Source organism: Janthinobacterium lividum (assembly GCF_011601275.1).
In the GTDB taxonomy this organism is placed as follows: Bacteria; Pseudomonadota; Gammaproteobacteria; order Burkholderiales; family Burkholderiaceae_D; genus Janthinobacterium; species Janthinobacterium lividum_E.
Genome location: NZ_JAAOLY010000013.1, coordinates 57625 through 81220 on the forward strand (window position 1 = coordinate 57625; position 23596 = coordinate 81220).

At 63.6% G+C, this 23596-nt stretch carries 27 protein-coding genes; 13 read left to right on the forward strand and 14 right to left on the reverse strand.

Annotated elements, in window-relative coordinates; all coding sequences use genetic code 11:
• Positions 1-61: 61 nt before the first annotated feature.
• From fliI to fliR, 10 genes are all read left to right on the forward strand, one after another.
• Complete coding sequence (gene fliI, locus GYK42_RS19435) at positions 62-1378, forward strand: flagellar protein export ATPase FliI (protein ID WP_240943679.1); 1317 nt, start codon at positions 62-64, stop codon at positions 1376-1378.
• A 32-nt stretch (positions 1379-1410) separates the two neighbouring features.
• Entirely contained in the window at positions 1411-1851 is a 441-nt protein-coding gene (gene fliJ, locus GYK42_RS19440; protein ID WP_046685922.1) for a flagellar export protein FliJ, read from the forward strand.
• Between the two features lie 19 nt (positions 1852-1870).
• The gene (locus GYK42_RS19445; protein ID WP_166448839.1) at positions 1871-3115 is read left to right on the forward strand and encodes a flagellar hook-length control protein FliK; all 1245 of its coding nucleotides are present in this window, start codon (positions 1871-1873) and stop codon (positions 3113-3115) included.
• Between the two features lie 186 nt (positions 3116-3301).
• Positions 3302-3814: a flagellar basal body-associated protein FliL gene (gene fliL / locus GYK42_RS19450; protein WP_058049017.1), complete on the forward strand. Its 513-nt coding sequence runs from the start codon at positions 3302-3304 to the stop codon at positions 3812-3814.
• Between the two features lie 6 nt (positions 3815-3820).
• Positions 3821-4807: a flagellar motor switch protein FliM gene (fliM, locus tag GYK42_RS19455; protein ID WP_034754035.1), complete on the forward strand. Its 987-nt coding sequence runs from the start codon at positions 3821-3823 to the stop codon at positions 4805-4807.
• A 49-nt stretch (positions 4808-4856) separates the two neighbouring features.
• A complete protein-coding gene (gene fliN, locus GYK42_RS19460) occupies positions 4857-5291 on the forward strand; it encodes a flagellar motor switch protein FliN (protein WP_034754038.1) in 435 nt (144 codons plus the stop codon).
• Complete coding sequence (fliO, locus tag GYK42_RS19465) at positions 5288-5881, forward strand: flagellar biosynthetic protein FliO (RefSeq protein WP_166448840.1); 594 nt, start codon at positions 5288-5290, stop codon at positions 5879-5881. The genes fliN and fliO overlap by 4 nt, the downstream gene beginning before the upstream one ends.
• Before the next feature lie 7 nt (positions 5882-5888).
• Positions 5889-6647, forward strand: a complete 759-nt coding sequence (gene fliP, locus GYK42_RS19470; RefSeq protein WP_409929630.1) for a flagellar type III secretion system pore protein FliP — start codon at positions 5889-5891, stop codon at positions 6645-6647.
• 9 nt (positions 6648-6656) lie between these two features.
• Complete coding sequence (gene fliQ, locus GYK42_RS19475; protein ID WP_034754044.1) at positions 6657-6926, forward strand: flagellar biosynthesis protein FliQ; 270 nt, start codon at positions 6657-6659, stop codon at positions 6924-6926.
• 16 nt (positions 6927-6942) lie between these two features.
• Positions 6943-7809: a flagellar biosynthetic protein FliR gene (gene fliR / locus GYK42_RS19480; RefSeq protein ID WP_166448841.1), complete on the forward strand. Its 867-nt coding sequence runs from the start codon at positions 6943-6945 to the stop codon at positions 7807-7809.
• A gap of 9 nt (positions 7810-7818) precedes the next feature.
• On the opposite strand, the gene GYK42_RS19485 is transcribed toward fliR, so the two are convergent.
• Positions 7819-8463 (reverse strand): LysE/ArgO family amino acid transporter, encoded by a 645-nt coding sequence (locus GYK42_RS19485; RefSeq protein WP_166448842.1) that lies wholly within the window; start codon positions 8461-8463, stop codon positions 7819-7821.
• Between the two features lie 73 nt (positions 8464-8536).
• On the opposite strand from GYK42_RS19485, the gene GYK42_RS19490 reads away from it, so the two are divergent.
• Positions 8537-9433 carry a LysR family transcriptional regulator ArgP gene (locus tag GYK42_RS19490; RefSeq protein ID WP_166448843.1) on the forward strand — a complete coding sequence of 299 codons (897 nt, stop codon included), beginning with the start codon at positions 8537-8539 and terminating at the stop codon, positions 9431-9433.
• 9 nt (positions 9434-9442) lie between these two features.
• Here the strand turns inward: GYK42_RS19490 and GYK42_RS19495 are convergent, their stop codons facing one another.
• The 13 genes from GYK42_RS19495 to flgB form a co-directional block, all read right to left on the reverse strand.
• Entirely contained in the window at positions 9443-10702 is a 1260-nt protein-coding gene (locus GYK42_RS19495) for an MFS transporter (RefSeq protein ID WP_166448844.1), read from the reverse strand.
• Between the two features lie 45 nt (positions 10703-10747).
• Positions 10748-11191 (reverse strand): MarR family winged helix-turn-helix transcriptional regulator, encoded by a 444-nt coding sequence (locus GYK42_RS19500; protein ID WP_166448845.1) that lies wholly within the window; start codon positions 11189-11191, stop codon positions 10748-10750.
• Positions 11192-11358: 167 nt separating this feature from the next.
• A complete protein-coding gene (gene flgL / locus GYK42_RS19505) occupies positions 11359-12600 on the reverse strand; it encodes a flagellar hook-associated protein FlgL (RefSeq protein WP_166448846.1) in 1242 nt (413 codons plus the stop codon).
• Positions 12601-12652: 52 nt separating this feature from the next.
• Positions 12653-14620 (reverse strand): flagellar hook-associated protein FlgK, encoded by a 1968-nt coding sequence (gene flgK / locus GYK42_RS19510; protein ID WP_166448847.1) that lies wholly within the window; start codon positions 14618-14620, stop codon positions 12653-12655.
• A gap of 88 nt (positions 14621-14708) precedes the next feature.
• Complete coding sequence (gene flgJ, locus GYK42_RS19515; protein ID WP_046685933.1) at positions 14709-15629, reverse strand: flagellar assembly peptidoglycan hydrolase FlgJ; 921 nt, start codon at positions 15627-15629, stop codon at positions 14709-14711.
• Positions 15630-15639: 10 nt separating this feature from the next.
• Positions 15640-16755, reverse strand: coding sequence for a flagellar basal body P-ring protein FlgI (locus tag GYK42_RS19520; RefSeq protein WP_166448848.1), 1116 nt, complete (start codon positions 16753-16755; stop codon positions 15640-15642).
• Positions 16756-16757: 2 nt separating this feature from the next.
• Positions 16758-17408 (reverse strand): flagellar basal body L-ring protein FlgH, encoded by a 651-nt coding sequence (locus GYK42_RS19525; RefSeq protein WP_166448849.1) that lies wholly within the window; start codon positions 17406-17408, stop codon positions 16758-16760.
• Positions 17409-17458: 50 nt separating this feature from the next.
• Complete coding sequence (gene flgG, locus GYK42_RS19530) at positions 17459-18241, reverse strand: flagellar basal-body rod protein FlgG (RefSeq protein ID WP_034754070.1); 783 nt, start codon at positions 18239-18241, stop codon at positions 17459-17461.
• A gap of 72 nt (positions 18242-18313) precedes the next feature.
• Positions 18314-19057: a flagellar basal body rod protein FlgF gene (locus tag GYK42_RS19535; protein WP_046685936.1), complete on the reverse strand. Its 744-nt coding sequence runs from the start codon at positions 19055-19057 to the stop codon at positions 18314-18316.
• Positions 19058-19114: 57 nt separating this feature from the next.
• Positions 19115-20662, reverse strand: a complete 1548-nt coding sequence (locus GYK42_RS19540; protein WP_166448850.1) for a flagellar hook protein FlgE — start codon at positions 20660-20662, stop codon at positions 19115-19117.
• A gap of 53 nt (positions 20663-20715) precedes the next feature.
• A complete protein-coding gene (locus tag GYK42_RS19545; RefSeq protein ID WP_166448851.1) occupies positions 20716-21411 on the reverse strand; it encodes a flagellar hook assembly protein FlgD in 696 nt (231 codons plus the stop codon).
• A 15-nt stretch (positions 21412-21426) separates the two neighbouring features.
• On the reverse strand, positions 21427-21828 hold the full coding sequence (flgC, locus tag GYK42_RS19550) for a flagellar basal body rod protein FlgC (protein WP_071075845.1): 402 nt from the start codon (positions 21826-21828) through the stop codon (positions 21427-21429).
• A gap of 2 nt (positions 21829-21830) precedes the next feature.
• Complete coding sequence (flgB, locus tag GYK42_RS19555; protein ID WP_166448852.1) at positions 21831-22283, reverse strand: flagellar basal body rod protein FlgB; 453 nt, start codon at positions 22281-22283, stop codon at positions 21831-21833.
• A gap of 191 nt (positions 22284-22474) precedes the next feature.
• Here flgB and flgA point away from each other — a divergent pair, with 191 nt between their 5' ends.
• Both flgA and flgM read left to right on the forward strand, forming a co-directional pair.
• On the forward strand, positions 22475-23170 hold the full coding sequence (gene flgA / locus GYK42_RS19560) for a flagellar basal body P-ring formation chaperone FlgA (protein WP_046685940.1): 696 nt from the start codon (positions 22475-22477) through the stop codon (positions 23168-23170).
• A 111-nt stretch (positions 23171-23281) separates the two neighbouring features.
• Positions 23282-23590: a flagellar biosynthesis anti-sigma factor FlgM gene (gene flgM, locus GYK42_RS19565; protein ID WP_034787161.1), complete on the forward strand. Its 309-nt coding sequence runs from the start codon at positions 23282-23284 to the stop codon at positions 23588-23590.
• The last annotated feature ends 6 nt before the right edge of the window (positions 23591-23596 follow it).

Here is a 23596-nt window from a genome sequence, read left to right on the forward strand (position 1 = left end):
TGCGGCGCGCTGGCGCGCCTACCTGAGCGACTGTTCGGCCGTGGTCGGCTTTGTCGAACCGATGCAAATTTCAGGCCGGGTCACGCGCGTGGCCGGTCTCGTGATGGAAGCCGTGGGCTTGCGCCTGGCCGTCGGCGCCGCCTGTACCGTGCCCTTGCCGAATGGCGGCCGGGTCGAGGCGGAAGTGGTGGGCTTTGAAGGCGAACGCCTGTTCTTGATGCCGCAAAGCGACGTCGAGGGCATCGTGCCCGGCACGCGCGTGTTTTCCGTCGAACCGGCCATCCCCCGCCCCGGCAGCGTGGCGCACCCGCGCCGCCGCCCCAGCGACCGCGCGCGCCACCTGCCCGTGGGGCCGCAACTGCTGGGCCGCGTGCTCGACGGCGCTGGTCGCCCGCTCGACCAGCTCGGCCCGCTGCACACGGTCGACAGCGCGCCCATCAATGTACGCCCCGCTAATCCCCTGGGCCGCGCGCCCATCGTCGACACGCTCGACGTGGGCGTGCGCTCGATCAACGCCATGCTGACCGTGGGCCGTGGCCAGCGCATGGGCCTGTTCGCCGGTTCCGGCGTCGGTAAAAGCGTGCTGCTGGGCATGATGGCCCGCTACACGGAAGCGGACGTGATCGTCGTCGGCCTGATCGGCGAACGGGGACGCGAGGTGAAGGAATTCATCGAGCAGATCCTCGGCGCCGAAGGCCTGGCCCGTTCCGTCGTCGTGGCCGCGCCGGCCGACACGCCGCCGCTGATGCGCCTGCAAGGGGCCGCGTATGCGACGGCGATTGCCGAATATTTCCGCGACCAGGGGCAAAACGTGCTGCTGATCATGGATTCGCTGACCCGCTACGCCATGGCGCAGCGGGAAATCGCCTTGGCCATCGGCGAGCCGCCCGCCACCAAGGGCTATCCGCCGTCCGTCTTCGCCAAGCTGCCCGTGCTGGTGGAACGGGCCGGCAATGGCGAGGAGGGCGGCGGCTCGATCACGGCCTTCTACACCGTGCTGACGGAGGGCGACGACCAGCAGGACCCGATCGCCGACTCGGCGCGCGCGATTCTCGATGGCCACATCGTGCTGAACCGCCGCCTGGCCGAAGCGGGCCACTACCCGGCCATCGACATCGAGCAATCGATTTCACGCGCCGCCCACTCGATCACCTCGCACGAGCACCAGCAGCAGGCGCGCAAGCTGAAACAGCTGTATTCGCGCTATGAACGCAGCCGCGACCTGATCAGCGTGGGCGCCTACAGCGCCGGCACCGACCCCGTGCTGGACCAGGCCATCGCCCTGCATGAAAAGATCGAGGCGTTTTTACAACAGCAAATCACGGAGCGGGTCAGCATGGACGAGAGCTTGGGGCAACTTACCGCTCTATTCGACTGATTAGGACTTGCATAGCGGGAATATAATCAGCCATGGCTTCTCCTTCCCAACTTGCAACCCTGATCGACCTCGCCCAGCGCGAAACGGACGACTGCGCCAAGCGCCTGGGCGCGGCCCTGAAAGCGCTCGACGATTGCCGCCAGAAGCTCGACATGCTGTCCGGCTACCGCGACGACTATGCCAAGCGCTTCGAAGCGAGCATGAGCAGCGGCATCACGCCCATGGCTTACCGCAACTTCCAGGCCTTCATGGTCAAGCTCGACAGCGCCATCATGGGCCAGCAGCAAGTGGTCGAACATGCGCAGGCGCGCAGCGACAATGAAAAGATGCGCTGGCAGCTGGCCGAACGCAAGCGCATGTCCTACACCACCCTGAACAACCGGGCGCAGGAACAGGCGCTGAAGCTGGAAAACAAGCGCGACCAGAAAGCAATGGATGAGCACGCGGCGCGACAAGCCTATTACAAACGCTAAGCAACACTGAGGCAGCATCATGCAAACCCAGCCAACCCCGATTTCCCAGATTATCTCGCCAAACGCCACGCCCGGTGCCGCCAACCGCAGCCAGCCGTCCACCAGCGGCGCGGCGGGCGACTTCCAGCGCACCCTGAACCGCCAGATCGAGCAACGCCAGGCCAGCCGCAATATGGCGCAAGCACAGGCGCCGGCCGCCCGTCCTGCCAGCCCCGCCGCCGCGCCAGCGTCCGCCCCGGCACCCACCAACGAAGCGAAGCCGGCGCAAGCGGGCACCGACCAGGCGGCCAGCAGCGAACAGCCGCCAGCACAGGCCAGCGAAGCGGCGGCACCCGCCGCCACCGACAGCAGCACGGCCGAGGCCAGCGCACCCGCCATCCCCGCCGAGACAGCGCCGCCAGCCGATCCGGCCGCCGCGATGCTGGCCCTCGTGGGCAGCATCCAGCTGGCCATCCAGCCGCCAGTGGCCAAGGCCGTGCCGGAACTGCCCGCGCGCACCGGCATCAAGGCCGACGGCAAGGGCCTGGCAACGGGTCCATTGGCCGCCGCCACCACCGCCGCCGCTGCGGCAGTACAAGCCGACAGCGGCGACTTTGCCGACAGCCTGGGCAAGGCCGCCGCCACGCGCGGCGCCAACGTGCCGGCAGGCAAGGCCGAACCGGGCAAGCTGGCCATCGACGCGCAGCTGGCGGCCACTGCCAAGGCGGGCAGCGCCATGGCCGAACCGACTCTCAAGGAAACACCAGCCGACCTGAGCCGCCTGGCGGCCCAGCTGCAGCCGGGTGCGCTGCAACAGGCCGCGGCCGCCGTGGCCGTGCCGGCCGACAAGCTGACGGGCCGGGTCGGCACGCCGGCCTGGGACCAGCAACTGGGGCAGAAAGTCGTGTGGATGGCGGCCGGCGGCGACCAGAGCGCCACCCTGACCCTGAATCCGCCCGACCTGGGCCCCGTCCAAGTGGTCTTGACGGTGACCAATGACCAGGCCGATGCCGCCTTCATGTCAGCCCAGCCGGAAGTACGCCAGGCGCTGGAAGCGGCCATGCCGCGCCTGCGCGAGATGATGAGCGAAGCGGGCATCGCCTTCGGCAGTGCCACCGTCTCGGCCGGCACGCAGGAACAGCAAAACAATGGCGAACGCGCCGCCTCGGGCGAACACCGTGGCAATGGCCAGAGCGGCGGCGTCTCCGGTGGCGAGATCGCCATCGCGCCGGCGACGGGCGGACGCAGCCGGCCCAGCCTGAGTGCCGTGGATACCTTTGCCTGAGGACAATTCGTCGTCCGCAGGCCACAGGCGCATCCCAGGGCATAACTTTTCGTCTAAAAACAGAGAGTTGAGGGCGCTTCCGCCCTCTTTTCACTGCATCCTTCTGCGCAGAATTTGCCGATAATGACATAATGGCGTCGTGATCCACTTCCATGCACCCGAGTACCATTGAAAGCAAATCCAAAAATGAAAGCAGATCCGAAAGCAGATGCAGGCCTGGCTCCCGCCGGCGCCTCGAAAAAGAAGCTTCTGATCATTGTGCTGGCCGCGGTGCTGGTGGCCGGCGGCATCGGTGGCGGTGCCGCCTGGTACTTCCTGCATGGCAAGGCCGATAAAGAAGAATCGGCGCCGAGCAAGAAAAAACATGCCGCTTCCAAGGCAGGTCCACCCGTATTCGTGCCCGTCGATGCCTTCACCGTCAACTTGCAGCCGGAAAATGGCGAGCAATATCTGCAGATCGCGTTTACCCTGCAGGTGAGCAGTCCGGAAGAAATGGATTCCATCAAGCTGAACATGCCGAAGGTGCGCAGCCGCTTGCTGTTGCTGCTGTCGGGCAAGAAGGCATCCGAACTTAATACCGTGGAAGGCAAGCAGCAACTGGCGGCCGAAATCATCAATCAGGTGAACCAGCCGTTCGAGGACAAAGGGCCGGAGCAGGACGTGACGGACGTATTATTTACCGCATTCATCATTCAATAAGCAGCCATGGCCGATAATTTCCTCTCCCAGGAAGAAGTCGACGCCCTTCTGAAGGGCGTCAACGGAGACCAGGACGACGCGCAGGCGCCGGAAGATGTCACGGGAGTTCGTACCTACAACCTGGCAACCCAGGAGCGCATCGTGCGCGGCCGGATGCCAACGTTGGAAATTATCAACGAGCGTTTCGCCCGGCTGCTGCGCGTGGGCCTGTTCAACTTCCTGCGCCGCAGCGCCGAAGTGTCGGTCGGTTCCGTGCGCGTCTCGAAATACAGCGAGTTCATCCGTAATCTGGTGGTGCCGACCAATCTGAACCTGGTGCACATGAAGCCGCTGCGCGGCACGGCCCTGATGGTCTTCGATCCGGGCCTCGTCTTCCTGCTGGTCGACAACCTGTTCGGCGGCGACGGGCGCTTCCATACGCGCGTCGAAGGGCGCGACTTTACGCAGACGGAGCAGCGCATCATCCTGCGCATCCTCGATATCGTCTTCGAAGCCTATACCAAGTCGTGGGAACCGGTCTTCCCCGTCGAGTTCGAATATATCCGTTCAGAAATGAACACGCAGTTCGCCAACATCGCCACGCCGAACGAGGTGGTGGTAGCATCCACGTTTACGGTGGAACTGGGCTCCGTTTCCGGACAAATTCACTTCTGCATGCCGTATTCGATGATCGAGCCGATCCGCGATTCGCTGACCTCGAGCCTGCAGGGCGAGGCGCTGGAAGTGGACAAGCGCTGGATCCGTTTGATGACGCAGCAGATCCAGATCGCCGAAGTCGAGCTGGTGGCCTCGCTGGGCACGGCGCGCGTGTCGTTCGATGAAATCCTGAACATGAAGGTGGGCGACATCATCCCCCTGAACATTCCCGAACTGATCGCCGCCACCGTCGACGGCGTGCCCGTGATGGATTGCACCTACGGCGTGTTGAACGGACAATATGCATTGAAGGTGGAGAAACTCCTCGCCAATGCCGATAACATGAATAACCATTAAAAATACCCGGGTCGCGCTGCGGCCCGTATCTGTACAACAGGAGAAACACATGTCTGACAACCAAGACGACCAAAGCGCGGAAGACGATTGGGGCGCGGCCATTGCCGAGCAGGCCAAGGCGGAAGCCGAAGCGCTGCAGAACCAGGCCGCCAATACGGCCAGCGCGGCCAGCGCCGCCGTGTTCAAGGACTTTTCCAAGCAGGCGTCGAAGTCGGAAACGCACAACGATATCGATTTCATCCTCGATATCCCCGTGCAGCTGACGGTCGAACTGGGCCGCACCAAGATCGCCATCAAGAACCTGCTGCAACTGGCGCAGGGTTCCGTGGTCGAGCTCGACGGCCTGGCCGGCGAACCGATGGACGTGCTGGTGAACGGCTGCCTGATCGCCCAGGGCGAAGTGGTGGTGGTCAATGACAAGTTCGGCATCCGCCTGACCGACATCATCACGCCTTCCGAACGCATCCGAAAATTGAATAAATGAAGCCTGGCCTGTTGATTTCCACTGTGCTGCCGCTCATGGCGGCATGCAGCATTGCCCTGGCTGAAGCGCCAGCGGCGTCCGCGCCAGCGGCGGCCAGCGCCGCCAGCGCTTCCGTCGCGGTGGCCAGCGAGACACCGCCAGCCGCCGCGGCAGAGGCGCCAGCAGCTTTGCCGGCTGCCTCGCCTGCCGCCGCCCTGCCCGCCATGCCACCCGGCGCACCGGCGACGATGGCGCCGGCAAGCTCGGCCGGCAGCCTGCTGCAAACCATTTTTGCGCTGATGTTCGTGCTGGCCCTGTTGATCGGCCTGGCCTGGTTCATGAAGCGCTATGGCCCCAAGGTCATGGGCGGCAACAACAAGATGCGCGTCGTCAGTTCGCTCAACCTGGGCGGACGCGAACGCATCGTTCTCGTCGAAGTGGCCGACCAGTGGATCGTCGTCGGCGCCTCGCCCGGCAGGATCAACGCGCTGGCCACCATGCCGCGCCAGGAAGGCGACCTGCCGCAACTGGCCACGGCGCAAAACGGCCCCGCGGCCGCCAATTTTTCCGAATGGCTGAAACAGACCATCGAAAAACGCAATGGGAAATAAGCAGCAGATGGCGTGGTCCACCTTGAAGACTCCCCTGACCTGGCTGCTGGCGGTCGCCGCCCTGGCCTTGCCGCTGTGGGCCATGGCCCAGCCTGGCATCCCGGCCTTCAACAGCACGCCGGCGCCGGGCGGCGGCCAGAATTACTCGTTGCCGGTGCAGACGCTCATCCTGATGACGTCGCTCACCTTTTTGCCGGCGGCCCTCTTGATGATGACCTGCTTTACGCGCATCATCATCGTGCTGTCCCTGCTGCGCCAGGCCATCGGCACGCAATCGGCGCCGCCGAACCAGGTGCTGGTGGGCCTGGCCCTGTTCCTGACCCTGTTCGTCATGGGCCCCGTGTTCGACAAGATTTATACGGATGCGTACCAGCCCTATCAGGAAAACAAGATCACCATGCAGCAGGCGATGGACAAGGGCGTCGATCCCCTGAAAACCTTCATGCTCAAGCAGACGCGCCAGGCCGACCTGGCCCTGTTCGCCAAGATGTCGCGCTCGGCGGCCCTGCAAGGTCCGGAAGACGTGCCGCTGCGCATCCTCGTGCCCGCCTTCGTCACGAGCGAACTGAAGACGGCGTTCCAGATCGGCTTTGCCATCTTCATCCCGTTTTTGATCATCGACATGGTGGTCGCCAGCGTGCTGATGTCGATGGGGATGATGATGATGTCGCCCGCGACGATCTCGCTGCCGTTCAAGCTGATGCTGTTCGTGCTGGTCGACGGCTGGCAATTGCTGCTGGGCTCGCTGTCACAGAGTTTTTACTAGGGGAAGCAGATGACACCCGAAAGCGTCATGACCCTGGGCCGCCATGCGATGGAAATCACGCTGATGGTGGCCGCGCCCATGCTGCTCGTCGCCCTCATCATCGGCTTGATCGTGAGTATTTTCCAGGCGGCCACGCAGATCAACGAGGCGACCCTGTCCTTCATCCCCAAGCTGGTGGGCATCTTTGTCGCCATCGTCGTGGCGGGTCCGTGGATGCTGTCCGTCATGCTCGACTACATGCGCCAGGTGTTTACCGGCATCCCGAACCTGGTGGGCTAGTGCCGCGATTGCCGCCATGCTGACCCTGTCCAGCATCGAACTGAACACGTGGATCGCAGCACTGCTGTGGCCGCTCAGCCGCATCCTCGGCCTGATCGCGGCCGCCCCCCTGTTCGGCAACGCGGCCCTGCCGGCCACCGTCAAGGTGACCCTAGGCGCGCTGCTGGCCATGATCATCGCTCCCACCGTGCCGGCCTTGCCTGCCGTCAACCCGATGTCCCTGCCCGGCTTGCTGATCCTCACGCAAGAGATGCTGGTGGGGCTGGCCATGGGCTTTTCCATCCGCATCGTGTTTTCCGCCATCGAAATGGCAGGCGAACTCAGCAGTCTCACCATGGGCCTGGGCTTCGCCTCGTTCTTCGACCCGCAAACCAAGGGCAGGTCGTCCGCCATCAGCCAGTTCCTCGTCATGCTGGCCACCTTGATGTTTTTGACCGTCAACGGCCACCTGGTCTTGCTGGCGGCGCTGGCGGAAAGCTTTGTCAGCCTGCCGATTTCATCGAGTCCCATCAGCGGCGGCGGTTTCCAGCAATTGGCGGCCTGGGGCGGGGAAATCTTCCGTTCCGGCCTGCAAATTTCGCTGCCCATCATTGCCGCCCTGCTGCTGACCAACGTGGCGCTGGGCATCTTGACGCGCGCCGCGCCGCAGCTGAACATTTTCGGTATCGGCTTCCCCGTTACCCTGGGCGTGGGCTTGCTGGTGATCGGCATGGTCCTGCCCTACCTGGCCACGCCATTCCAGAACATGTTCCTGCGCGGCATAGAAACGGCGCGTCTGCTGCCGCGCGGCTTTGCCACGCGCGACCGGCCGCCACCGCCCGCGCCGTCGAATCCCTTGCGCCCCGCACTGCCTGCGCCTGCGCCGCTGCCGTCCGCGCGCTGACCAAGGCTATCAGCCCAGCGCGTGGCGCAGCAGCAGCGCCGACAGCACGAACATGGTCACGCCGATCAAGCCATCAAGCACTTGCCAGGCCCGGGGCCGCGCAAACCACGGCGCCAGCCAGCGCGCGCCATAGCCCAACGATGCAAACCACAGCAGGCTGGCCGCGCTGGCGCCAACGATAAACCAGCCGCGCAGCGCGCCCGGCTGCTGGGCGCCGATGCTCCCCACCAGCAATACCGTATCCAGATAGACATGCGGATTGAGCAAGGTAAATGCGGCCGCCTGCGCCAGGATGGCAGTCAGGCCCAGTTGCGCCCCGCCCTCGGCCGCGCGCAACTGCTGCGGACGGCGCGCGCGCCGCAGCGCTTGCCAGCCGTAGACGGCCAGGAAAGCGGCGCCGCCCAGCGCCAGCGCGCTGGCCAGCATGGGACGCTGCCCTAATGCACTGGCCATGCCCAGGACACCGGCGGCAATCAGTGCCGCATCGGACAGGGCGCAAAACAGCACGATGGCGCCCACGTGTTCGCGGCGCAATCCTTGCCGCAAGACAAAGGCATTTTGCGAGCCGATGGCAACGATGAGTCCCAGGCCCAGGGTCAAGCCCTGGAGAAAGACGGAAAAAACGAGTGGTGTGGTGGCGGTCGAGAGTGTCATGCGGCGATCTTGCCAGCCGCATGAAATGAAGGCAAACTACCTTTTCTACAGCTAATTAAGGAAAACTTCATTCATGCTCGATTATGCCGCCCTCGCCGCCCTGGCCGCCGTCATCCGCGAAGGCAGTTTCGAGCGTGCGGCGCGCGCCTTGCACGTGACGCCATCGGCCATTTCGCAGCGCATCCGCTTGCTGGAAGAGCGCGTTGGCTGCGCGCTGGTCATCCGCGACCAGCCCTGCCGTGCCACGGAAACGGGCCGCCGCCTGTGCCAGCACGTGGACCAGGTGCAATTGCTCGAGCAGGATTTGCAGGGCACCTTGCCGGCACTGGCAGCGCAGGGCATGTCGCGCGCCAGCATGCCCATCGCCGTGAATGCCGACAGCCTGGCCACCTGGCTGGCGCCCGCCATCGCCACCTTCGCGGCCGGGCACCCGGTGCTGCTGCAAGTGGCCGTCGACGACCAGGACCATACGGCCGAGTGGCTGCGCAGCGGCGCCGTGCTGGCGGCAGTCAGCGCCACGGCCCGGCCCGCATCGGGCTGCAACAGCCGTCCGCTGGGCGCCATGCGCTACCTGGCGGTCGCCAGTCCCGCTTTCATGCAGCGGCATTTTGCCCACGGCGTGGGCGCCGCCAGCCTGGCGCTGGCGCCCAGCCTCGTCTTCAATGCCAAGGACGAGCTGCAGGCGCGCTGGGTGCGGCGCCTGTGCCACCGGCACGTGGAACTGCCGCGCCACACCCTGCCCTCGTCGCACGCCTTCGTCACGGCCGCCCTGGCCGGCATGGGCTGGGGCTTGCACCCGCAGGCGCTGATCCAGTCCCATCTCGACAGTGGCAGCCTGGTTGAACTGCTGCCCGATACGCCCCTGGACGTGCCCCTGCACTGGCATACAGCGCGCGCCGCCTCGAGCCTGCTCGACGGCTTGAGCGCCGCCATCCTGGCCGCCGCCCGCACGGGCCTGCTGCCGCCCTGATTGCCAGCGTCAGTGCTGGTCGCTGCTGAGCGCGAAGCGCCAGCGCCGCAGGTCGACATTCAAACGCAGCTGGTGATATTTGACCAGGTAGCGCACGCCGACGAGGGCCGCCGCCAGGCCCGACAAGGCGCCGATGCCCAGCGCCCAGCGCGGGCCGAAAGTGTCGGCCACCCAGCCCACGATGGGTGCGCCCAGCGGCGTGCCGCCCGCCGAGATGGCCAGCAGTATCGCCATCACACGGCCCCGCATGGCGGGCGCCGTCGACAGTTGCACGCTGCTGTTGACGCTGGTGGTAAAGGTTTGCGCGGCGATGCCGATGACCACCAGCATCATGCCGAACAGCAAGTAATTGGGCATCACGGCGGCCAGCGCGCAAGCCAGGCCGAACAGCGCGGCCGCGCCCAGCAACAGGGCCAGGGTGGGCTGGCCGCGTCCCGCCGCCAGCAAGGCGCCGGCAACGGAGCCGCAAGCCATCACGGAACTGAGTACGCCATACTGGCCGGCGCCCGCATGGAAAGCCGTGACGGACATGGTCGACAGGAAAATGGGGAAATTCAAGCCGAAGGTGCCGATCAGGAACAGCATCAGCAGGATGGCCATCAGGTCGGGCCGCTGGCGCACGTAGCGGAAACCCTCGCCCAGGCTGGCGCGGGTGGCTTTCAGGCGCGGCGCGCGGCGCAGCAATTCCACGCGCAGCAGCAACAGTGAACCGATCACGGCGGCAAACGAAATGGCATTGATGATGAAGACCCAGCCGCTGCCGACGCTGCTGATGAGCAAGCCGGCGACGGCCGGGCCCAGCATGCGCGCCGCATTGAACGAGGTGGAATTGAGCGCCACGGCATTGGTCAGGTCTTCCTCGCCGACGATTTCGGACACAAAAGTCTGGCGTACGGGCGAATCGAAGGCCGTCACGCAGCCGAGCAGGAAAGCAAACACATACACATGCCACAGTTGCACCAGCCCGCTGATGCACAGCAAGCCCAGGCCCAGCGCCAGCAATCCCATGGCCGCCTGTGTGAACAACAACAATTTCCTGCGGTCCAGCAAGTCGGCCGCCATGCCCGTCAAGGGCAGCAACAGCAGTTGCGGGCCGAATTGCAAGGCCATGACGATGCCGACGGCGCTGGCATTGTGCTGCGTCAATTCGCTGAGCACCAGCCAATCCTGCGCCGTGCGCTGCATCCAGGTGCCGATATTCGACACGAGGGCGCCGCCGGCCCAGATACGGTAATTGGGAATGCGTAGCGAACGGAATGTATTGTTCATCTGGGCGTGCGGGCTCCTTGCCGAGTGTTAAGGTCTAGCAGCGGATCATTCCGCCAAGCGTTTGAGTAATGCCACCGCATGGTTCAGTTCGGTGACTTCGTCCGGTGTGAGCCGGGTTTCGATGGTGCGCGCCAGCCAGTCTTCGCGCGCGGCGCGGCTGGCCGCGATCCAGACGCGGCAGCTGTCCGTCAGGGTCAATAGCGTTTGCCGGCCATCCGCCGGATCGGGCGAACCCGTTACCATCCGCGCCTCCGTCAAGGCTTGCACGGTGGCGGCCATCGACTGGGGCCGCATGCCTTCGGCGCGCGCCAGGCTGCTCGCCGTCGCGGGGCCGTCGCGCTCAAGGCGGCTGAGCACGGACGCCTGCGACATGCTGACGTCCCCCAGGTGCGCCTCTTCACGCAGGCGGCGGCGCAATTTGCCGACCAGGATGCGCAATTCGCCGGCCAGTTGCAGAACTTGTTCGTGGTCTTCTTGTGGGGTGCTCATGTTAGCGGGATGATGGATCAACGGACTCCACTATAACAGATATGTAGGTAGACTGCACAGTTTGCCTGTACATATTGCCTAAGTGACCAGAATGCGGACGTAAAAAAGCCGGGGCGGGAGATATCCTCCCTGCCCCGGCTTGCCGCTCATCGTGCCGATGCCGACGCTTAGCTGATGTAATTGAACAGCGACAGGCCCGAGATCGAGGTGAACGATTTCTGCGCCGCCTGCAGGGTAATCTGCTGCTGGCTGAAGGTGGAAATGGCTTTCACCATATCCAGATCCTGCAAGCCCGACAGGGTGCTTGCATATTGCAGGTCGAGGTCGTCGCCGGCGCTGTCGAGCGTGTCGAGTTCCTTCAGGCGCGAACCGACTTCCGCGCGCACCGACAGCACATTGTCGTAGGCCGTGTCGAGAATATCGTGCGCCGTGTTCAGGCTGGCCGTCAGGCGCGCCTGCCCGGCTTCGCCCGAGGCAGGTTCCCCCAGTGCGCCGATCAGGTTGGTAATCGTGGTAAAGATCGATTCCTTGCCGCTGGGCTCCAGGGTGAACTTGTCCAGGTCGGCCGGTTTGCCTGCAACATTGACTTGCTGGCCATCAAAATTGATGGCGTCGCCCGATTTATAGGCCACCGGCACGGCGGGATTCGGGATGGTCTGGCCCAGAGTCACGTCCGTCACGGTATAGGTCGTCTTGGCATCCGTGCCCGTGCCCGTCACTTGGAAATCGATCGAGTACTTGTGCCCCGTCAACTTGGTGGGATCTGTCACAGTGCCGCCGGAAATGATGCCGGCGCCGCCGCGCGCGAAGTTGCCCGGATCGGCGGCCGTGGTGAACTTGCCGTTGCCCGTCAAATTGTTCTCGAATACGGTCGCGCCCGAATCGCTGGTGGCCAGGTAGCGGGCCGAGCCCACTTGCAGTTCGCGCTGGCCCTGGTCGCCCACGTAGGTGGCGCCGCCCGGCGTCTGGCTGAACGGCTGGGTGGTCGACTTGTAGCCGCCGAACAGATAGCCGCCCGCGTTGTCGGACGTGTTGGCGATGCCCATCAGGTCGGTCAAGCGCCCCTTCAGCTCCGTGGCCAGGCTCTGGCGGTCGATGTCCTTCAATGACGGATTGCCGGCCTTCAGCACCAGGTCTTGCACGTCGGCGATCAGCGAGGTGGTGCTGGCCAGGGCCAGCTCTTCCTGCGAAAGGAAATTCTTGGCGTTTGAGCGGTTCGTCACGAATTGCGTGTTGATCGTTTGCGACTGCGTCACTTCCAGCGCGCGCGCCGAGGCGATCGGATCGTCGGCCGGCGTCAGGTTGCGGCGATTCGCCGACAGCTGCATCTGGGTGCGGTTCAACGCGCCCTGCAAATTGTTCAGCTGCGTGCTGCCCGCGTCATAGATCATTTTGGTACTGATGCGCATGATGCTGCCCTTCCTGATGGCGGCGGGGCGCTATGCGCCGCCGCTTGAATAATTAACGTCCGAGGCCGATGACCACGTCGAACAGGGTGCTGGCGATCTGCATGACCTTGCCGCAGGCCTGGTAGGCTTGCTGGTAGCGCAGCAGATTGGCCGCCTCTTCATCGAGGTTGACGCCGGAGACGGCTTGCTGCTGCGTGCTGGTTTGCTGCAACAACGCAAGACTGGCCAGGCCGCTGACCTGTACTTCGCGCGTCTTGTTGCCGACATAGCTGACGGTTTCCGCGTACGAACCCTGGAACGTGGCCTTGCCGCCATCAAGAATGTTCTTTGTCTGCAAGCCCGCCAGCAAAGAGGCATTGCGGTTGTCCCCTACGCCGCCCGAGTTCGGGGCGATGGTGAATTTATCGCCCTGCGCGGGCGCCCCCGTCATGTTGAAGTTGATGCCGCCAAAGCTGAAGCTGTCGCCTTCCGTGTACGGGATATTCGCCGTGCCTGCCGGATATGTGGTGGTCGCGCCGTTCAAGCCTTTCACCGTCACGGCCTGGCCCGCGGGGAAACCCGACAGCGAAGTAGTCGCCTTGTCGTACGTCAAGGTGACGGTGCCTGTCAAGGCATTGCCCGGCGTTAAATATGCTTTGTCCACGCTACCTGCGCCGAGCTTGCCGCTACCCGTGTTGCTGACGGGCGCGCCCGTGGCGATCGGCGCGCCGGCGGCCAGCTTGTTACGGTCGGTAATCGCCACGGCCAGGTCGGAAGCGCCGTGGGCAGTTGGCTTGACCATGAAGTTGTCGCCTTCGGCAGCGGCGCCCGTGATCGAGAAATCCACGCCGTCGATGGTTTGCGGCACCGTTTGCGGATACGGATTGATGGTTGTTTTCGCGCCGTCGCTCTGGCGCGTCACCACGTAATTGGCGCCGTCATACTTGACGGCATAATCGCTGGCCGTCAGCTTGGTCGGATCGCTGACCTTGGCCGACACCACGGTCGTGCTGGTCGCGTTGTTGCGGTAGTCGGCGCCGATGACGGGATCGGGCAACTTGAAGAAGTCGGTCCCCATCTCGCCATTCAAGTCCTGGCCCAGCTTGTGCTGTTCATTGAAGGTGGACGCCAGCGCGATGGCGACCTTGCCCAGCGAATTCTGGATACGGTCCAGGCTGCCACTGCGGAATTCCAGCAAGCCGCCCAGCGCACCGCCGCTCAGGGAACTTTCCGACAGCTTGGTAACGCTCGTACCCGTCACATAGCCCACGTCCAGGCGGTTCGGGTCCGTCGGCGACGGCGTGGTGGCCAGTTCAAAGTTCTTGTCGCCCACCACCAGTGGCTGGCCCGAGCCGATCGAGACGGTAATCGAGTTGCCGGCGCCAGGCTGAATCGTTGCCTTGACGTATTTGTTCAGCTCCGTGATCAACTGGTCGCGCTGGTCCAGCAAATCATTGGGCTGATTGCTTTCATTTACGGTCAGATTGGTAATCGCGGTATTGAGCTCCGCGATCTGCTTGGCGTAGGAGTTGATCACTTTCACGTTCGAGGTAATCTGCGAATTGACGCCGTCGCCGATTTCCGTCAAGCGCGCGCTGAGGCCCTGGAAGCGCGCCGTCAGCGAGTTTGCGCTCGACAGCAATGCCTGGCGCGACGACACGGACGAGGGATTCGAGCTGAAATCCTGCACGCCCTTGAAGAAATCGGCCATCGCCGGCGACAGCCCGGCCGTGGGATCGGCCAGCATATTGTCGATCTGGCTGATCTGCGTGTAGTAGGCGTCGAGCGAACTGGTGGCCGACTGCGCGCCATTCACCTGGGCCGCCATGAAACCGTCGTACTGGCGCTTGACTTGCGATACCTCGGTACCATTGCCAACAAAGCCATAGCCGGCATTGTTGAACTGCGCCGTCTGCTGCAGCACCACCTGGCGGTTGTAACCGTCCACGTTGGCATTGGTGATGTTATGCCCGGTCGTCGACAGGCCCACCTGCGCTGCAAGCAAACCGCTCTTACCGATGCTGAGTAGATTCGAAGTCATGGTGTCTTATTGGTTACTGTCATGAGTATTTACGGCAGCCGCGGCGAAAACTTGAAGCGCGCGGCCGGCACAGGGGTGCGGCGTGTTACTAGCCGACCAGCGAATTCTTGATTATTTTTGTCAATTTGGCAGCGTAATTCGGGTCCGTCGCGTAGCCGGCTTTCTGCAAGCCGTGGGCGAACGTGCTGGCGTCGCCCGCGCTGGCCAGGACTTTCTCGTAGCGCTTGTTGTTGGTAATCAACTGCGCATAATCCTTGAAGCTGTCCGCATAGCTGTCGTAGGCGCGGAATTTTTCCACCTTGCGCTGCGCCTTGCCATTCACGTATTCCGTGGTGACGGCTTCCGTAACCTTGCCCTTCCAGTCGCTGGACGCCTTGATGCCAAACAGGTTGTGGCTGCTGCTGCCGTCGCGGGCGATGATTTCGCGCTTGCCCCAGCCCGTTTCCAGCGCCGCCTGGCCCAGCATGAACTTGGCCGGGATGCCCGTGGCGCGGCTCGCTTCTTCCGCATGCACGCCCAGTTTTTCCTGGAAGGCGCGCACGTGCGGCGCCTGCGTGGCGTTGGCCTTGTCGCTCAGGGTCTTGCCGGTGGCGCTGGCGGAACCTTCGGTGAGAGCGCCCTGCTGCTGGCGGAACGCGGCCAGCGCCTGCGCCATGCTGGAAGAGCGGGGCGATGGCGCTTCGGCGCCATCGGCGGCCAGCGCCTGGTTCGACGACGACAACTGGCGGATCAGCACATCCGCCAGGCCCGTGCCCCGCTTGGCCAGGTTCTGGCTCGTCTGCTGGTCCAGCATCGAGGTGTACATCTTGCTTTGCTGGCTATCCATGATGCCGTCCTGCGGCGTGGCTTCGCGCATGCTTTTCATCATCATGTTGATGAACATGGCTTCGAATTGCGTGGCCGCCTCTTTCAGGGCGGCGGGGTCCTTCGCCTTGGCGGACTGGCGCAAGCCATCCATGCCCTTGACGTCATAGGCGGCGGTATTGCTGAGGTCGGTTTGGCTGATCATGGCGTGTCCATCAAATGATTTCAAGTTCGGCGCGCAGCGAACCGGCCGCCTTCATCGCCTGCAGGATGGCCAGCAAGTCTTGCGGCGAGGCGCCGATGGCGTTCAGGGCTTTCACCACCTCGGACAGCGAGGCGCCGCCCTTGACCAGCATGACCTTGCCCGGCTCTTTCTTGATATCGATCTGCGCCGTCTGCGTGACCACCGTGCGCCCGCCCGACAATGGCGGCGGCTGGCTCACCTGCGGCTCGACATTGATGGTGACGGACAGGTTGCCGTGCGAAATGGCACATGTTTCCAGGGTGACGGACTGGTTCATCACGACGGAACCGGTGCGCGCATTCATGATGACCTTGGCCGCCAGGCGGGCCGGATTGACTTCGATGCTTTCCAGCTGGCCCAGGAAGGACACGCGCTGGTCGCTGCCGCCCGGCGACTGCACCTGGATCACGCGGCCATCGAGCGCGGCGGCCGTGCCCGCGCCGTAGCGGCTGTTGATGGCGTCGACCACGCGGCTGGCGGTGGCGAAATCGGTGGCGTTCAATTCCAGGCGGATCGTGTTGTTGGCGCCCAGCGCCGAAGGCACGCTGCGCTCGACGGTCGCGCCGCCCGAGATGCGCCCAACGCTCAAGTGATTGATGACGACCGAGCTGCCGGCCGCCTGCGCGCCCACGCCGCCCACGAGCACGTTGCCCTGCGCCATGCCGTACACCTGGCCGTCGGCGCCCTTCAATGGCGTCATCAATAAAGTGCCGCCGCGCAAGCTTTTCGCATTGCCCATCGACGACACCGTCACATCGAGCAACTGGCCTGGCTGGGCAAACGCGGGCAAGGCCGTCGTCACCATCACGGCGGCCACGTTTTTCAGCTGCAAACTGGTGCCTTGCGGCAAATTGATGCCTTGCTGCTGCAGCATGGCCGCCACGCTCTGGATGGTAAACGGGGTTTGCGTGGTCTGGTCGCCGCTGCCATCGAGGCCGACGACGAGGCCATAGCCCATCAGTTGATTCTGGCGCACGCCGGCGATGCTGGCCAGGTCCTTGATGCGCTCGGCTTGCGCCGCAGGCGCCAGCAGGGAGAGAGCCAGGCCGCAGATGGCCAGCAAGCGGGGAAAGGTCACGGTCGCCATGATCAGAACGGCAGCAGGCTGAGGAAGAAGCGCGACGCCATCGAGGCCATTTCGGCGCGGTCGATCTGGCTGTTGGTGCGGTATTCGACGCGCGCATCGGCCACTTGGGTCGATGGCACGACGTTGCCCGTGCCGATAGTATCCGGATTGACCATGCCCGAGAAGCGGATGAATTCCGTGCCCTTGTTCATGGCGATCTGTTTCTCGCCGGCGACGATCAGGTTGCCGTTCGGCAGCACTTCAATCACCGTCACGCCGATCACGCCGGAAAAGGTATTGCTGGCGGACTGGTTGTCGCCATCGGCAAATTTCGTCGCGCCATTCGCCGCCACGGTGCCGCCCAGGCGGCCCTGCAGCATGCCTGGCGTGCTGAAGCCCACGCTGCCCGACTTGTTGCCGGAACTGGCGCCCGCCTTGACGGCGTTCGTGCGCTCGGTGATGGCGATCGTCATGGTGTCGCCCACGTGGCGCGCGCGGCGGTCTTCGAAGGCGGGACGGTAGGTCGACGGCTGGTAGATGGAGCCATTGTTGACGACCACGGGTTCCGGCATCGGCGCGCGCGTGGTGGTGGGATATTGCACGATGGACGTAGGCGTGATGGCGCAGCCGGACAGCAGGACTGCAGAGAGCAAAGCGATGATGGGGTATTGCATGGCGAACCTCCGCTGCCATCCGGCGGCGGATGGCATGACGACTATGAAAATTAAAGTTGCGACAATTTCTGCAGCATTTGATCGGATGTGGTGATGGCCTTGCTGTTGATCTCGTAGGCGCGCTGCGTCTGGATCATGTTGACCATTTCCTCGGCCACGTTGACGTTCGACGTTTCGATATAACCCTGCATCAGCACGCCGGCGCCGTTGGTGCCCGGGGTGTTGGTTTGCGCCACGCCCGAGGCGCCCGTTTCCATGTACAGGTTTTCGCCTTTCGATTCCAGGCCGGCCGGATTGACGAAGGTGGTCAGCTGCAGCGAGCCGATCTGCGATGGCGCAACCGTGTCGGGCAAGGTGACGGACACGGTGCCGTCGCGCGCCACGGTCAGGCTCAGCGCATTGGTCGGCACGGTGATGGCCGGCTGGATGACGAAACCTTCGGAAGTGACGAGCTGGCCGTTGGCATCCGTCTGGAACGAGCCGTCGCGCGTGTAGGCGGTAGCGCCGTCCGGCATCAGCACCTGGAAAAAGCCCGTGCCGTTGACCATCACGTCGCGCGAATTGCCCGATGCCTGGGGATTGCCCTGCGTATGGATGCGTTCGGTGGCCACGGTGCGTACGCCCGTGCCGATCTGCAAGCCCGATGGCAGCTGGGTCTGCTGCGACGATTGCGCGCCAGGCTGGCGCACATTTTGATACAGCAAGTCTTCAAACACGGCGCGCGACTTCTTGAAGCCCGTGGTGCTGACGTTGGCCAGGTTATTGGCGATCACGTCCATCTGCGTCTGCTGCGCTTCCAGGCCGGTCTTGGCAATCCAAAGGGAACGAATCATGATTTTTCTCCAATAACAGCGCTAACCAGCCCTGTAGACAATTTCTATGTGACCATTATGCGGGCGCCCCCATCAATTCAAAGCGAGGATCTGGGTGGCTTTCGCCGCGTTATTCTCGGCATTCTTCAACAGGCTCATTTGCGTTTCGAACTGGCGCGCCAGGGCGATCATGCTGACCATGGAGTCGACGGGGCTGACATTGCTGCCTTCCAGCGCACCGGTAGTCAGCTTGACGGCCTGGTCGGCCTGCGCCACCGTGCCGTCTTTCAGGCGGAACAGGCCGTCGTCGCCGCGCACCAGTTGCTGCTCGGGCGGATTGACCAGCTTGATGCGTCCCAGCACCGTCGATGGGCCTGGCGGCACGTCCGTGGAAATCGTGCCCACCGTGCCGTCGCTGGCGATGGCCACCGTCACGCCGGGCGGAATGGCCATGGGCCCCGTATCGCCCTGCACCATCAGGCCCGACTGCGTCTGCAGCATGCCGTTTTCATTGAGTTTCAAGGCGCCGTTGCGCGTGTAGGCTTCGGAACCGTCGGCCGACTGCACCGCGATCCAGCCCGCGTTTTCCACGGCCACGTCGAGCGCGCGGCCCGTGTGCTGCATCGGACCTTGCGTGAAATCGGAACCGACCGTCGAATCGACAACAAAGGCGCGCGTCGGCATCATGCCGTCGGCCACCACGGGCACGGCGCGGAACGAGTCGAGCTGGGCACGGAAACCCGTACTGGTGGCGTTCGCCAGGTTGTTCGCCGTGGTCGCCTGCTTGTCGAGGATGTGCTTGGCGCCCGAGCCGGCGGTGTAGATGAGACGGTCCATTTTTTATTTCTCCCAAACCAACAATAAAATCGGGGGCATACGCCCCCGGTCAACTTATTAGCGGAGGTTGACTAAGGTTTGCAAAACAGAATCCTGCGTCTTGATGGTCTGCGCATTCGCCTGGTAGGCGCGCTGGGCCGTAATCATGTTGACCAGTTCCGCCGTCAGATCGACGTTCGACACTTCCACCGACGAGGCGCGCAAGTTGCCCAGGTTGCCCGTCTTGGGCTCGGCCGTGACAGGCTTGCCCGAAGCCGAGCTTTCCACCCAGGCGTTATTGCCCAGCGGCTCCAGGCCGTTCGGGTTGACGAAGTTGCTCAACACCACCTGGCCCAGGCTGCGCGTCTTGCCATTGTTGTACTGGCCCTGGATGACACCGTCGTCGCCCACGATGAACTGGCTCAGCTGGCCCGCCTTGTAGCCGTCCGCTTCCGTTTTCTTTTCCGCCGTGGTGGTGCCCAGCTGGGAAGACTTGCTGAAATCGACTTGGACCGACAGGGTCGCATTCGCGCCCGTGGCCGGGAAGATCGGCAGGTTGACGGTGACGGGCAGGGTTTGCGGCGGCGTCAGGGCCAGCATGGCAGCCCGGTCCAGGCTGCCGACCGTGTTGAAGACCAGCGAACCGGTCTTGACGGCTGGCACATTGGTGACGGCGCGGACGGCGGCGTCGATCTGGTCGGGCGTGCGGCTCGAGTTGATACCATTGGGCACGGCGCTACCATAGGTAGCGGCGATGGCGGCCAGTTGCGCCGGCGTGGCGCCCGCGGCGGCGGCGGCGGCCGAGACAGCGGCACCGACGGCATTGCCATAGGCGACGGCGGCGGTCGTCACATTGGCCGGCACCAGCGGCACGGCCGTGGCGGCGGCCTGGTAGGCGGCGCGCGCGGCCAGCGAGGCAGGATCCGTCTGCAGGGCGGCCGCGGCCTTCATGCTGGTTACTTCCGTGCCGTCCATGGCCGAGTAGACATCCCAGGTGTTGGTGCCCGTCTTGACATAGAAATTCGACATGATGTGGGAATTGCCCAGCGAATCGAAGACTTCAACGGGAAACGATTTGTGGAACGAAGTTTCTTCCGTTGTCTTGAACGGCACCGTGGTCGGCATGGCCGTATTCGAATTCAGGTTGACTTCCGTGCTGATCTTGGTCGTTGCCTGCGGTTTCATGTCCGACTGGTCGATCTGCAGGGGCACGATGGCGCCGGCAACGATCTTGCCGTTGGCGTCGGCCGGATAGCCGGTCAGCTGCGCCAGCTGGGCGTTGACGATGAAGCCGCTCTTGTCGACCTGGAACTGGCCATTGCGCGAGTACTGGATGGCGCCGTTGACGCTGGTACGGAAAAAGCCGGCGCCATTGATGGCGATGTCGAGGGGATTCGACGACGATTCCAGGTTACCCTGGTTGAATTGCTGGGCGATTTGCGAGACCGACACGCCGATCCCCGCCTGGTTGCCGCCCACGCCATACAGCGAGTTGGCATAAATGTCGGCGAACTGGGCCTGCGACTGCTTGAAACCCACGGTCGACGAGTTGGCGATGTTGTTGCCGATGACGTCCAGCGATTTGGCGGCGCCATTCAAGCCGCTCAGGCCTTGTTGGAAAGACATTGTGTTCTCCTGGTAGAAATTAGGGGTAGAGGGTCACGCTAAGGGAAAGCGGCTTACAGAATCTGTTTCACGTCGGCCATGGTGATGCTGCCCACGCCCGGCACATTCAATTTCACGCCATTCGCGCCCGTCGACACGCTGGCGACCGAACCGAACATCAGCGCCGTTGCATCCTTGAGCTTGGTACCGCCGCGCGTGGCTTCCACCGCGAAGGTATAGGCGCCGTCAGCCAGCACGACGGGCTTGCCGTCCTTGTCGAGATCGGCGGTGGAACCGTTCCAGCCCAGCGGCAAGGTGCCCGCCGCCTGTGCGCCCAGGTCGATGGAATGGACTTCCTTGCCATCCTTGTAGATGATGACCTTGACCTTGTCGGCTGCCGTGGCCAGGTCCACGCCCAGCAGCGCGGCGCTCTTGCTCAGGTTGATGTCCTTGCCCGCCGTCAACACGCCATGGCCGATGATGTTGGCCGCTTGCATCGATTCGGCTTGCTGGTAGCTGGCCCTCAAGCTTTCCACGGTGGTATTGAGCTTGTTGACGCCCGTCACCGTGGACAGTTGCGCCAGCTGGCTGGTCAATTGCGCATTGTCCAGCGGATTCATCGGATCCTGGTTTTTCAGCTGGGTAACCAGCAGGGTGAGGAATTTGTTCGTTTCCGCTTCGACACTGCCTGGCTCGGCCGTCGTCTTCTTCGGATTCATCGTCGCCATCAGGTCGGTGATTTTGGAGGTACTGGTATCGATGGTTGCCATAATGATCAGTCAGCCTTATTGGCCGAGGGTGAGGGTTTTCAGGAGCAGCGACTTGGCCGCGTTCATGGTTTCCACATTGGTCTGGTACGAGCGCGAGGCCGACAGCATGTTGACCATTTCATCAACGGTATTGACGTTGGGCATGGTGACGTAGCCCTTCTCGTCGGCCAGCGGATTCTTCGGGTCGTAGACCAGTTTCATCGGCGAAGGATCTTCGATCACCTTCTGCACCTTGACGGCCGTGGCGCCGTTGGCCATGGGCACGGCTTCGAACACCACCTGCTTGGCGCGGTAGGCTTCGCCCGTGGCGCTGGTGGCGCTGTCGGCATTGGCCAGATTGCTGGCCACCGTGTTCAGGCGCTGCGCCTGGGCGCTCATGGCTGAACCGGAAACATTGAAGATATTAAATAGCGACATGATTATTGTCCTCCCTGGATGGCCGTCAGCATGCCCTTGATCTGCGAGTTGAGGAACGTCACGGCCGCCTCGTAGCGGATGGCGTTGTCGGCAAAGGCGTTGCGCTCAAGGTCCATGTCAACCGTATTGCCATCGACGGCGCCCTGGGCCGGCGCGCGGTACAGCAGTGGCGTGCCATCGGCCAGGGTCTCGACCTTGCCGCCGCCGGTGGCGCCCGCAGCCGCGGCCACGCCCTTGCCCGGCAGATGCTGCGGCGCCGTGCCATTCAGGGCCGGCGGCACGCCGTCCTTGCGCGCCATCGCCCCCTTCAGGGCGGCGGCGAAATCGACATCGCGCGCCTTGTAGTTGGGCGTGTCGGCATTGGCGATATTCGAGGCGAGCAATTCCTGGCGCGTCGAGCGCAGGCTCAGCGCCGTCTCGTTGAAGCGCATGTAATCGTCGAGTTTCCCTATCATGTCAGGCTCCGGAAAGATCTGCCACTGGCGCCCGAGATGGCGGAAGGATGGCGGTATAGTGATGACAGGAAACATAGTACGGTGCCCACCAGCAAGACCATCGCCGGATCAGACCGTACTTTTACCCCTTAATCGGCGCTTCGAACGGGGCCGCGCGCACTATCATGGCAGTATTCCAGAGGCCTATCACCATGAAAACACCGCTTGCTTTCCTCTTTGCTCTTGCTGCCCTGCCACTGCTGGCGCAGGCGCAAAACGCCGGCCGGCAAACGCCGGAAGCGCTGCGCAACAGCGTGGAACAATTTCTGCAAGTGCAAAGCAATGGCTTGCCCGGCAAGGTGACGATCACCGTCGGCGCCGTCGATCCGCGCCTGAACCTGGCCGCCTGCCCCGCGCCGCAAGCGTTCATGGCGCCGGGCGCGCGCGCCTGGGGCAAGACCACCGTGGGCGTGCGCTGCACGGCGCCCAGCAACTGGACTATTTATCTGCAGGCGAACGTGGCCGTCGTGGGCGACTACGTGGCCAGCGCCGTGCCGCTGGCGCAAGGGCAAGCCATCGACGCCAGCCAGCTGGTGACGATGCAGGGCGACCTGGCCGCATTGCCGGCAGGCATCGCTACGGACATGGCCCAGGTCGTGGGCGCCAGCACGAATATTTCCTTGCCACCCGGCACGCCCATGCGCCTCGACACCCTGCGCCGCAAGCCGGTGGTGATGCAGGGCCAGCTGGTGCGTGTCGTTTCCAGTGGCAACGGTTTCCAAGTGGCATCAGAAGGACGCGCCATCGGCAGCGCCGGCGATGGCCAGACGGTACAGGTACGCACGCAGAGCGGCCAGCAGATCAGCGGCGTGGCGCGCGCTGGGGGCTTGGTGGAGGTCGCCTTTTAAACACGGATGGACAGCGATATTGTGGTCTGGCGCACTAAAGTTTCGGGAGAAGGTGCCGATAATGACACATATCCCGGAGTTTTTTGACTTCGACCAGACGAGGATCACGCTGTGAAAATTACCGATAACACCATTAAAAGCAATCCCGGCCTGCCGGTGGCGCCCGCGAGTACCTCCGGCGCCCGGAATGCCGAGAAAGCCCAGGCAACACCGACAACGTCGGACAATGTACGCCTGTCGCCGCAAGGACAGGCATTAGCGGCCAGTGCAACTGCCGGCAGCGGCGCCGTGTTCGACACGAAAAAAGTCGAACGCATCAAGCTGGCGATCGCCGACGGCCAGTTCCAGGTCAACTCAGAAAAAGTGGCGGACGGTCTCCTCGACACAGTCAAGGACTTGCTGCACTCACGAAATAGATAGGTTCCC

Bases quoted from the DNA above. Each gene is read 5' to 3' on its own strand.
- flgA (WP_046685940.1), top strand. From the start codon at position 22,475: ATGAAAACACCGCTTGCTTTCCTCTTTGCTCTTGCTGCCCTGCCACTG.
- flgJ (WP_046685933.1), bottom strand. From the start codon at position 15,629: ATGATCAGCCAAACCGACCTCAGCAATACCGCCGCCTATGACGTCAAG.
- GYK42_RS19490 (WP_166448843.1), top strand. From the start codon at position 8,537: ATGCTCGATTATGCCGCCCTCGCCGCCCTGGCCGCCGTCATCCGCGAA.
- fliR (WP_166448841.1), top strand. From the start codon at position 6,943: ATGCTGACCCTGTCCAGCATCGAACTGAACACGTGGATCGCAGCACTG.
- fliN (WP_034754038.1), top strand. From the start codon at position 4,857: ATGTCTGACAACCAAGACGACCAAAGCGCGGAAGACGATTGGGGCGCG.
- GYK42_RS19495 (WP_166448844.1), bottom strand. From the start codon at position 10,702: ATGAACAATACATTCCGTTCGCTACGCATTCCCAATTACCGTATCTGG.
- flgK (WP_166448847.1), bottom strand. From the start codon at position 14,620: ATGACTTCGAATCTACTCAGCATCGGTAAGAGCGGTTTGCTTGCAGCG.
- fliO (WP_166448840.1), top strand. From the start codon at position 5,288: ATGAAGCCTGGCCTGTTGATTTCCACTGTGCTGCCGCTCATGGCGGCA.
- GYK42_RS19535 (WP_046685936.1), bottom strand. From the start codon at position 19,057: ATGGACCGTCTCATCTACACCGCCGGCTCGGGCGCCAAGCACATCCTC.
- flgC (WP_071075845.1), bottom strand. From the start codon at position 21,828: ATGTCGCTATTTAATATCTTCAATGTTTCCGGTTCAGCCATGAGCGCC.
- fliQ (WP_034754044.1), top strand. From the start codon at position 6,657: ATGACACCCGAAAGCGTCATGACCCTGGGCCGCCATGCGATGGAAATC.
- flgB (WP_166448852.1), bottom strand. From the start codon at position 22,283: ATGATAGGGAAACTCGACGATTACATGCGCTTCAACGAGACGGCGCTG.
- GYK42_RS19540 (WP_166448850.1), bottom strand. From the start codon at position 20,662: ATGTCTTTCCAACAAGGCCTGAGCGGCTTGAATGGCGCCGCCAAATCG.
- fliP (WP_409929630.1), top strand. From the start codon at position 5,889: ATGGCGTGGTCCACCTTGAAGACTCCCCTGACCTGGCTGCTGGCGGTC.
- fliM (WP_034754035.1), top strand. From the start codon at position 3,821: ATGGCCGATAATTTCCTCTCCCAGGAAGAAGTCGACGCCCTTCTGAAG.
- fliI (WP_240943679.1), top strand. From the start codon at position 62: ATGCAAATTTCAGGCCGGGTCACGCGCGTGGCCGGTCTCGTGATGGAA.
- GYK42_RS19545 (WP_166448851.1), bottom strand. From the start codon at position 21,411: ATGGCAACCATCGATACCAGTACCTCCAAAATCACCGACCTGATGGCG.
- flgL (WP_166448846.1), bottom strand. From the start codon at position 12,600: ATGCGCATCAGTACCAAAATGATCTATGACGCGGGCAGCACGCAGCTG.
- GYK42_RS19500 (WP_166448845.1), bottom strand. From the start codon at position 11,191: ATGAGCACCCCACAAGAAGACCACGAACAAGTTCTGCAACTGGCCGGC.
- GYK42_RS19520 (WP_166448848.1), bottom strand. From the start codon at position 16,755: ATGGCGACCGTGACCTTTCCCCGCTTGCTGGCCATCTGCGGCCTGGCT.
- GYK42_RS19445 (WP_166448839.1), top strand. From the start codon at position 1,871: ATGCAAACCCAGCCAACCCCGATTTCCCAGATTATCTCGCCAAACGCC.
- fliL (WP_058049017.1), top strand. From the start codon at position 3,302: ATGAAAGCAGATCCGAAAGCAGATGCAGGCCTGGCTCCCGCCGGCGCC.
- flgG (WP_034754070.1), bottom strand. From the start codon at position 18,241: ATGATTCGTTCCCTTTGGATTGCCAAGACCGGCCTGGAAGCGCAGCAG.
- fliJ (WP_046685922.1), top strand. From the start codon at position 1,411: ATGGCTTCTCCTTCCCAACTTGCAACCCTGATCGACCTCGCCCAGCGC.
- GYK42_RS19525 (WP_166448849.1), bottom strand. From the start codon at position 17,408: ATGCAATACCCCATCATCGCTTTGCTCTCTGCAGTCCTGCTGTCCGGC.
- GYK42_RS19485 (WP_166448842.1), bottom strand. From the start codon at position 8,463: ATGACACTCTCGACCGCCACCACACCACTCGTTTTTTCCGTCTTTCTC.